At 38.2% G+C, this 8087-nt stretch carries 6 protein-coding genes; 2 read left to right on the top strand and 4 right to left on the bottom strand.

Annotated features, from left to right (window positions below; translation table 11 throughout):
- Positions 1 to 2: 2 nt before the first annotated feature.
- Entirely contained in the window at positions 3 to 2192 is a 2190-nt protein-coding gene (locus ON09_RS09990; protein ID WP_010600924.1) for a PepSY domain-containing protein, read from the top strand.
- 92 nt (positions 2193 to 2284) lie between these two features.
- Here the strand turns inward: ON09_RS09990 and ON09_RS09995 are convergent, their stop codons facing one another.
- From ON09_RS09995 to ON09_RS10010, 4 genes are all read right to left on the bottom strand, one after another.
- Positions 2285 to 3316 carry an FAD:protein FMN transferase gene (locus tag ON09_RS09995; protein ID WP_010600925.1) on the bottom strand — a complete coding sequence of 344 codons (1032 nt, stop codon included), beginning with the start codon at positions 3314 to 3316 and terminating at the stop codon, positions 2285 to 2287.
- 54 nt (positions 3317 to 3370) lie between these two features.
- Complete coding sequence (locus ON09_RS10000; protein ID WP_157258914.1) at positions 3371 to 4534, bottom strand: alpha/beta hydrolase-fold protein; 1164 nt, start codon at positions 4532 to 4534, stop codon at positions 3371 to 3373.
- Between the two features lie 29 nt (positions 4535 to 4563).
- Complete coding sequence (gene dacB / locus ON09_RS10005) at positions 4564 to 5970, bottom strand: D-alanyl-D-alanine carboxypeptidase/D-alanyl-D-alanine endopeptidase (protein WP_029204256.1); 1407 nt, start codon at positions 5968 to 5970, stop codon at positions 4564 to 4566.
- 102 nt (positions 5971 to 6072) lie between these two features.
- The gene (locus ON09_RS10010) at positions 6073 to 7062 is read right to left on the bottom strand and encodes an aspartate-semialdehyde dehydrogenase (RefSeq protein ID WP_010600928.1); all 990 of its coding nucleotides are present in this window, start codon (positions 7060 to 7062) and stop codon (positions 6073 to 6075) included.
- A 49-nt stretch (positions 7063 to 7111) separates the two neighbouring features.
- Between ON09_RS10010 and ON09_RS10015 the strand changes: the two genes are divergently transcribed.
- Positions 7112 to 8087: lamin tail domain-containing protein (locus tag ON09_RS10015; protein WP_010600929.1), on the top strand; the 976-nt coding region annotated here is incomplete at its 3' end.

Here is an 8087-nt window from a genome sequence, read left to right on the forward strand (position 1 = left end):
CAATGACCATTTCTGTATGGAGATACAGCCATCTTGCACTGGCTGTATCTTCTTTTCTTTTTATCACCCTCGCATCCCTTACCGGAATCATCCTTTCCTTTAAGCCGGTAACCGAAAAAATCCAGCCTTATAAATCAAAGGATTTCAATCAGCTCACTGTAGCAGAACTGATCCCAACGCTTCAAAAATCTTATACAGATATTTCAGATGTGACCATTGATGCCAACGAGTTTTTGTTGGTTAATGGAACAGATGCTTATGATGAATCAGGAAATTTTTATGTTGATCCAAAATCAGGTAAAAACCTGGGCAAAGTAGCAAAGGAAAATGAATTTTTTCGCTGGGTAACCACATTACACCGATCTCTTTTTTTACATGAATTGGGTAGGTTTTTTGTTGGATTAACCGCTTTTCTTTTATTCCTGATTGCCACCTCCGGGACTGTACTGATCATCCAACGTCAACGGAGTTTTAAAAAGTTTTTTGGCAAAATTGTTAAAGATGGTTTTGCACAGTATTACCATGTGGTTCTAGGGCGATTGCTGTTAATTCCAATCATTCTCATTTCGTTGAGTGGAACCTACCTTTCATTACAAAGATTCGGAATTGTAAAAGAACAGAAGATTACCCATAAAATTGATTTTGATGCTTTAAAAACCGATCCAGCAAAGAATATTGCAGATTTCGAAGTTTTTAAAAATATTTCTCTCCATCAGGTTCAATCAATAGAATTTCCATTTTCTGAGGATGTAGAAGATTATTTTACCTTAAAACTAGATGATCGCGAAATTACGGTAAACCAAATCACAGGAGATATCATTACAGAACAAGCTTATTCCAAAGCTACCTTGTTTAATAACCTAAGTATGGATTTGCATACTGGTAGGGGCAGTGCGGTTTGGGCTGTTGTTTTGGCCATCGCCTCGGTTAATATTCTGTTTTTTATCTACTCGGGTTTTGTCATCTGGTGGAAACGCAGAGCAAACGGAATTAAAAACAAATACAAGTTTGATCAGGCGGAGTTTATTTTGCTAGTAGGCTCTGAAAATGGCACTACATTCCGTTTTGCCAAAGCAATTCAGGATCAATTGCTGAAAAATGGTAAAACAGCTTTTATGGCTGAACTCAACAGCTATAAAAATTTTCCAAAGGCTAAACAAATATTAGTTTTCGCAGCAACCTACGGTCAGGGGGATGCACCAACCAATTCAACTAAATTCAAATCATTACTTAAAAAATATCCTCAATCAAATGCGGTAGATTTTTCTGTTGTAGCTTTTGGTTCGCATGCCTACCCTGATTTTTGCAAGTTTGGGTATGAAGTAAACAATGTATTATCTCATCAGGAATGGGCAAAACCATTGCAGGAAATCCATACGGTCAATGATCGTTCTCCAGAAGAATTTACGAGGTGGGCAACACTTTGGGCACAAAACTCAAATGTCGAATTGTCTCAGCTTTCAAAACTTTTAGAGACTAAACCCATAAAAAGGCTACCATTTAAAGTGATAGAGAAAATAGTTTCAAGCCAGGAAGAAACTTCGTTTATCATCCGTTTAAGTCCGCAGAAAAGGAAAAAATTTACTTCAGGGGATTTACTTGCGATTTATCCCACAAACGATCATAGAGAGCGTTTATATTCAATTGGAAAAATCGGTAAAGATGTTCAGTTGAGTGTGAAATTGCATCACGGCGGATTGGGATCTGGTTTTTTACATAATTTGGAAGTCGGGCAAATGACCAATGCAGCTATTGTTCGCAATGAACATTTTCATTTTCCCAAAAAAGCAAAATCGATTATCATGGTTTCTAATGGAACAGGTATTGCGCCATTTTTAGGAATGGTTGATCAGTTTGGTCGGGTGCAGGATATACACCTTTACTGCGGTTTCCGAAATCAGCAATCTTTTGCACTTTACGAAAATGCAATCAATAAAGAAACCAGTCTTTTAACTAAGCTTAACGTCGCCTACTCCAGAGAGGGAGAAAAGCATTATGTGAAAGATCTTTTGTTAAGAGATCAGGCTTTGGTATGCGAAACCCTGAAGAATAATGGTGTCATAATGCTTTGCGGTTCATTGAGCATGCAAAAAGACGTCATTGCATTGTTGGAGGATTTATGTCAGCAGGATCAGCAGAAAAGCATCAGTTATTATCAATCCCGAGGGCAAATCTTAATGGATTGTTATTAAGGAGATCTTGTATCGATAGCTGATTAATCAGAAAATGCGGAGATTAGTTGTCTATTCTCCGCATTTTTTGCGAAGATAAATTTAATCTATGTTTAGATACCCTTTTTCCATTTCGCCAGCATCTTTTCAGTGATATTTTCAGAGTGATAAACCTTTCCATCATCGCCGAATAATATGCAACTGTAAGCTGGAAATGAACGAATAAATTCTAATGCTGCTTTTTTGCCCAAAACCATCATCGAAGTGCTAAAGCCATTGGCCAGGGCTGCATCCGGACCAAAAACCGTTACGCTTGTTAAGCCTGTTGCAGGGTAACCTGTGGTGGGATTGATAATGTGAGCATATCTCTTCCCGTTAAAAACCACAAACTTTTCATAGCTCCCGGAAGTAACCACTGCGCCATTTTTAAGTGGGACAATAGCATAAAGACTATCTTTCTGAAAAGGATTTGTAATTCCTATTACCCAATTTTTTCCTTTGGGCGGTTTACCCCAGCTGCTCATATCACCTGATCCATTCACAATACCTGCTTTGATTCCTTTTGCCAACATCATATCGCGGCATCGATCTGCTGCATAACCTTCACCCAAGGCACCAAAACCGATTTTCATTCCGGGTAATTTCAAGAATATAGTGTTGTTCAGGCTATCCAAAATGATATTTTGGTAACCAACTTTCTCAACAGATTTCTTAATAGCTTCGGCAGTTGGCATTTCTGTCATTGAGCCATCAAACTTCCAGATCCGATCCATTGCTGCAAAACTGATGTCAAATGCGCCATTGGTAATTGTAGATAAATGAAGCGCTCTTTTGGTCAGCTCAAAAACTTCCTGATCAACCTTTACCGGTTTGATGCCTGCATTTCTGTTTACTTCAGAGATTTGAGTTTCAGGCTTCCAGTCTGAGATTAAATATTCAATTCTTGTAATCTCCGCAATAACACTGTCGATGTTTCTTGATGCGGTTTCTGAATCTTTTGCAACAATGGTAATTTCAAACTTGCTGCCCATCAGTAAGGTAGTACGTTTTTTCAATACCTGTGCTGAACTTGCAAAATAGGTGAGGAGCAGAAAAATGGTAAACTTGATCTTCAAAGTAGGAGTGATAATGTAAGTGATCTTCAAATTTAAGAAAGCTAACCTATTTGTACTAAATATTCGCTCGAATTGAATGCTTGTTTATCTCGCAATAAACTGATAAAACTGCACAAACTCCCGATGCCAGAACCATTCAGTATGTTTACCATCCGCTTTCTCTAGTAGTACAACGTTCTTATTGTCACCGTCGGGATTTAGTAGATCATGAACCTTTTTCATATCCCGAACCATTGCCGGACCTTCTTTATCGCCGGCTACGAAAAAGATCTTACTGTTTTTTAAGGCAACAAGTTTTTCATTTAGCTCAGTGTAAATGTTTGGCGCAAGCCAGAAGGCGGGACTGAAAATGCCTGCCGAACCAAAAACTTTTGGATGTGCTGCTATGGCATACATAGAAATTAATCCACCCATTGAGCTACCAGCAATGGAAGTATTCTTAGCATCTTTCAAAGTTCTGTATTTTGAATCGATAAAAGGCTTTAAAGTTTCTACCAGAAACGAAACATATTCCTTGCCTTCACCTTTACCATATTGACTATCCCAGGGATTATATTCTTTCAGCCGATCTTTCTCACCATGATTGATGCCTACAATAATCATTTCTTTCGAACCTTCGCGAATCAAACTGTCCACAACCGAATCGACCGCCCATTCATCAGCACGTGGAGGATTTGCATGAAACAGATTTTGACCATCATGCATATAAATCACCGGATACTTCTTTTTTGATTTTGCATAGCCTTTCGGTAAGTAAATCCAAACCTGGCGATGCTTGTTCAGTTGTGGTATAAAAAAGGCGGAATCAACAATGTGAACATGGTCGCCGAAATGATACACCTCTTTCACCTGTTTAAAATGATCTGACCAACTGGCTACCCTTAAATCCATATTGGTATCAACATTTAAGTTTAAAGTTCTGTTTGCAATAGGTTTGCCATTTATCTGGCATTCTACCGTTTCCCAACTCCCGCGGGTAATTTTAAATTCGTGGATTTCCTTTGGCAAATTCAGCGAAATAACATAAGTCGAGTCATCCTTCCGCTTCAAATTAAAAGCTTTAGATTTTGGGTTCCAATCGTTAAAATTCCCTGCTACAAATAAGCTATCTTCTGTTTTGTTTGGAACATGAACGCTCAACATAACATTAACCTGAGCGGCTAAAGTCAGCGGGAGTAGCATAAAAAGTAATACCAATCTTTTTAACATGGAATTATCCTGATTTCTAAAGTTTAAAAAATCCTTCAACGGCTTCGAATTTAAATAATGATTTCGCTTTATTTCAACTCATCTAAAACTCTAAATAATTTTTTATTGATGCCACTACCGCTGTAATTATTAATGTTAATCACAATTATATATTTGTTTCCGGCGGTATCGGTATGGTAACCTGCAAATGCAGAAACGTCATTAATGGTACCACTTTTAATTTTCATGCCGTTGTATTCTGGCAAACCTTTATAAAAATCAGTAAACCAGTTTTCTTTCTGAATTTGAAATAAGATATTGGCCATAGCCAAAGTAGTTATTCGATCACCAGGAGATAACCCGCTTCCATCTATGATGTTTAAAGCCGATTTATCAATTCCCTTGTTTGCCCAATAATTAACCTCTGTTTCAGCACCTTTTGAAGTTGTTGCGGTCTTTCCTGATTTCAAGGCAATGGTTTTAAGCAATGTTTCACCATATAAATTGATACTCTTTTTCAAAAACCAGTAGGAAATTTCACTTAAGGTAGGTGAACTGATGGTGCTTATTTTTCGGGTTGGTGATGCTACAGCTTGATTGGTTAATGCCATTAATCTGGCTGTTGTCGCTTGCTGGCTGCTGGATATGCCGAGTCTTTTCAACGTATCCTGCAAACGATAGGCACAATCAAAAGCAGGATCAGGCGTTGCTACGGAAATTCCTGGTTTCGAAATGCCCATTCCCCAGGTGCCACGTAGGTAAGCCACATTGCTATAAGGTGGCAGAAAGGCATACGTTCTGTCTCCACTTCCAGCTGCCCCAGTTTTTAATTCATTTACAATTTGCACATACGGAGTTTCAGGAACCGTTTTTACAATTCTCACCTGATCGTTTGTACCCGATCCAGGACGTAAATGGATGTCAAACTGATTTTCCCGCCAGGCTAAACCAGAAGTGCCTGCACCGTAATAATTTCCAATGTCTTGCCAAACCCAGCCTTCGGGCGTTGTCTGGCTGCCAAAAATGCGGTCATCGCCAATAATAGCACCCTCAATTTTTTTAATTCCTGCAGCTTGAATGGCCGAAACCCACTGTGTTAAAACTGCATTTTCTTTATTTTGGTATCGCCATGAACCCAAAGTCGGGTCGCCACTACCAATAATAATTAAATTTCCGGTTAATGTTCCGTCAGCAGCAATATTCCCCGAATATGCCAGCGTTGTTTGAAACTGAAAATCTTTACCTAAAATACTGAAGGCGGTTGCTGCGGTTATTGTTTTTAAAGTTGATGCCGTAGCCAGACCAATTTGCTCATTTTTGGCAAAAAGCGTCTTTCCGGTATTGGCATCCAAAACGCAAAGCGATGTAATTGCATGTTTGGCCTGTTCATCAGCTAATAAATTATTAAAAGCTTTTTCGAGGTTTAGAATTCTATTTTGGGCAAAACAATTTATGGAGAGAAGAATGAGAAATATTGCGGCCTTTAAAAACTTCATATTGTAAAAATAAATTAAATAAAAAAAGTGATGTGTAACAAACACACCACTTTTATTAATCCTGGCGTCATGCTGAACTAAGCTCAGGAGGACGTATAAGTATTACACCAATTCTTTCTGAATCAGGTATTCTGCAATTTGAACTGCATTTGTTGCAGCACCTTTGCGTAAGTTATCGGCAACAATCCAAAGGTTTAAAGCTTTCGGTGCCGATTCATCTCTACGAATACGACCTACAAAAACCTCATCTTTTTCATGCGCATCTTTTGGCATTGGGTATTTTAAGTTTGCTACATCATCAACAACGATTACCCCCGGTGATTTTTCTAAAACGCTGCGAACCTCAGCTAAATCAAATTCGTTTTCAAATTCGATGTTTACTGATTCTGAGTGACCGCCCATTACCGGAATACGAACGGTTGTTGCAGTAACTTTAATGCTGTCATCGCTCATAATTTTGTTCGTTTCCTTCACCATCTTCATTTCTTCTTTTGTATAACCATTCTCCATGAAAACGTCGATGTGTGGCAGTACGTTTAAATCAATTTCGTATGGATAAGCTTTTGGCCCATCAACACCACTACGTTCGTTCATTAATTGTTCAACGGCTTTAACACCTGTACCAGTAACCGATTGGTAAGTGGAAACCACTACGCGTTTGATTTTATATTTATCGTGTAAAGGTTTTAAAACCACAACCATCTGAATGGTAGAACAGTTTGGGTTGGCAATAATTTTGTTGTCGATAGAAAGTTCGTGTGCATTTACTTCTGGTACGATTAATTTAATCGCAGGGTCCATTCTCCATGCCGAAGAGTTATCGATGACAGTAGTGCCTGCTTCTTTAAAACGTGGTGCATGCTCCAATGAAGTATTTCCACCAGCAGAGAACAAAGCAATATCCGGTCTCATGCCAATTGCAGTATCCATGCTAACGATTGGGAACTTCTTACCCTTAAAAGTAATTTCCTTACCAACACTCTTTTCTGAAGCTACGGGAATCAACTCTGTTAAGGGAAAATTTCTTTCCTCCAATACTTTTAACATTACGGTACCAACCAATCCGGTTGCACCTACAACTGCTACTTTCATTTTAATTTTTAATTATTATATTTATTAAACATTTGATATAAGCCCAAATATGGTAAAAATTACGCTTATATCCCTATTGTTACCCATTAAAATTGCATCCATTATTTTTACTCCTTCGATTGAAACTAGAAAGGAAACAGGTGGTATATGCACATCCTCTCCAATAAGCTTTTGTTATAATTTTTTTGAAATTAAAAATCAAAAGGTTCGGCCTGCGCTAAAAATAATCAGTAAAGGCGATATTTTAATTTCAGAAGTTTTATTCAATCCCAGAACGGGAGGTGTTGATTTTGTAGAGATTTACAATAATTCAGGTCATGATATTGATTTAAAAGAACTACAACTGGCCAATGCAAATACTGCTGGCGAGCCCGCTAATATTAAGAATGTTTCGTCAGCAAAACTGATGATTGCTCCGGGAAGTTATTGGGTAATTACGACCAATCAGGCAAATATCAAATTAAATTATCAGGTTAAGTTTCCAAATCAGTTTGCTCAGATTAGCAGTTTGCCCGCTTTCAATAACGATAAGGGCTCAGTTATTTTATTGAGTAATAACCAGGTGCTGGACAGATTAAATTACAATGCGAAAATTCATCACCCCTTAATCCAGGATGAAGATGGGATTTCACTGGAGCGTGTTTCGTTTTCGCTCGATTCAAATGAGCCAGGTAACTTTAGGTCTGCGGCGGCTACCGTAGGTTTTGCAACACCAACTTATAAAAATTCCCAGGAAAAGAGTGGTAATGAAAATTACGCCCGTTTGGTATCAAAAACATTTTCTCCGGATGGAGATCGTTTTGAAGACGTTATGACGCTGGAGTATCAGCTTGATCAGCCTGCAAGTTTAGCCACTGTTAATATTTATTCTGACAAGGGACAATTAGTAAAACGCTTATTGAAAAACCAAACCATTGGAACAAACGGGAATTTAACTTGGGATGGATTGGATGAGCAGGGTCAAAAAGCTGCCATAGGAATCTACATCATTTTATTTGATGTATTCGATTTGAAAGTGTGTACGT

The sequence above is a fragment of the Pedobacter agri PB92 genome, assembly GCF_000258495.1.
Lineage (GTDB): Bacteria > Bacteroidota > Bacteroidia > Sphingobacteriales > Sphingobacteriaceae > Pedobacter > Pedobacter agri.

What these genes read in the sequence shown, in the direction of transcription:
- ON09_RS10010 (WP_010600928.1), bottom strand. Translation starts at nt 7,062, where the DNA reads ATGAAAGTAGCAGTTGTAGGTGCAACCGGATTGGTTGGTACCGTAATG.
- ON09_RS09990 (WP_010600924.1), top strand. Translation starts at nt 3, where the DNA reads ATGACCATTTCTGTATGGAGATACAGCCATCTTGCACTGGCTGTATCT.
- dacB (WP_029204256.1), bottom strand. Translation starts at nt 5,970, where the DNA reads ATGAAGTTTTTAAAGGCCGCAATATTTCTCATTCTTCTCTCCATAAAT.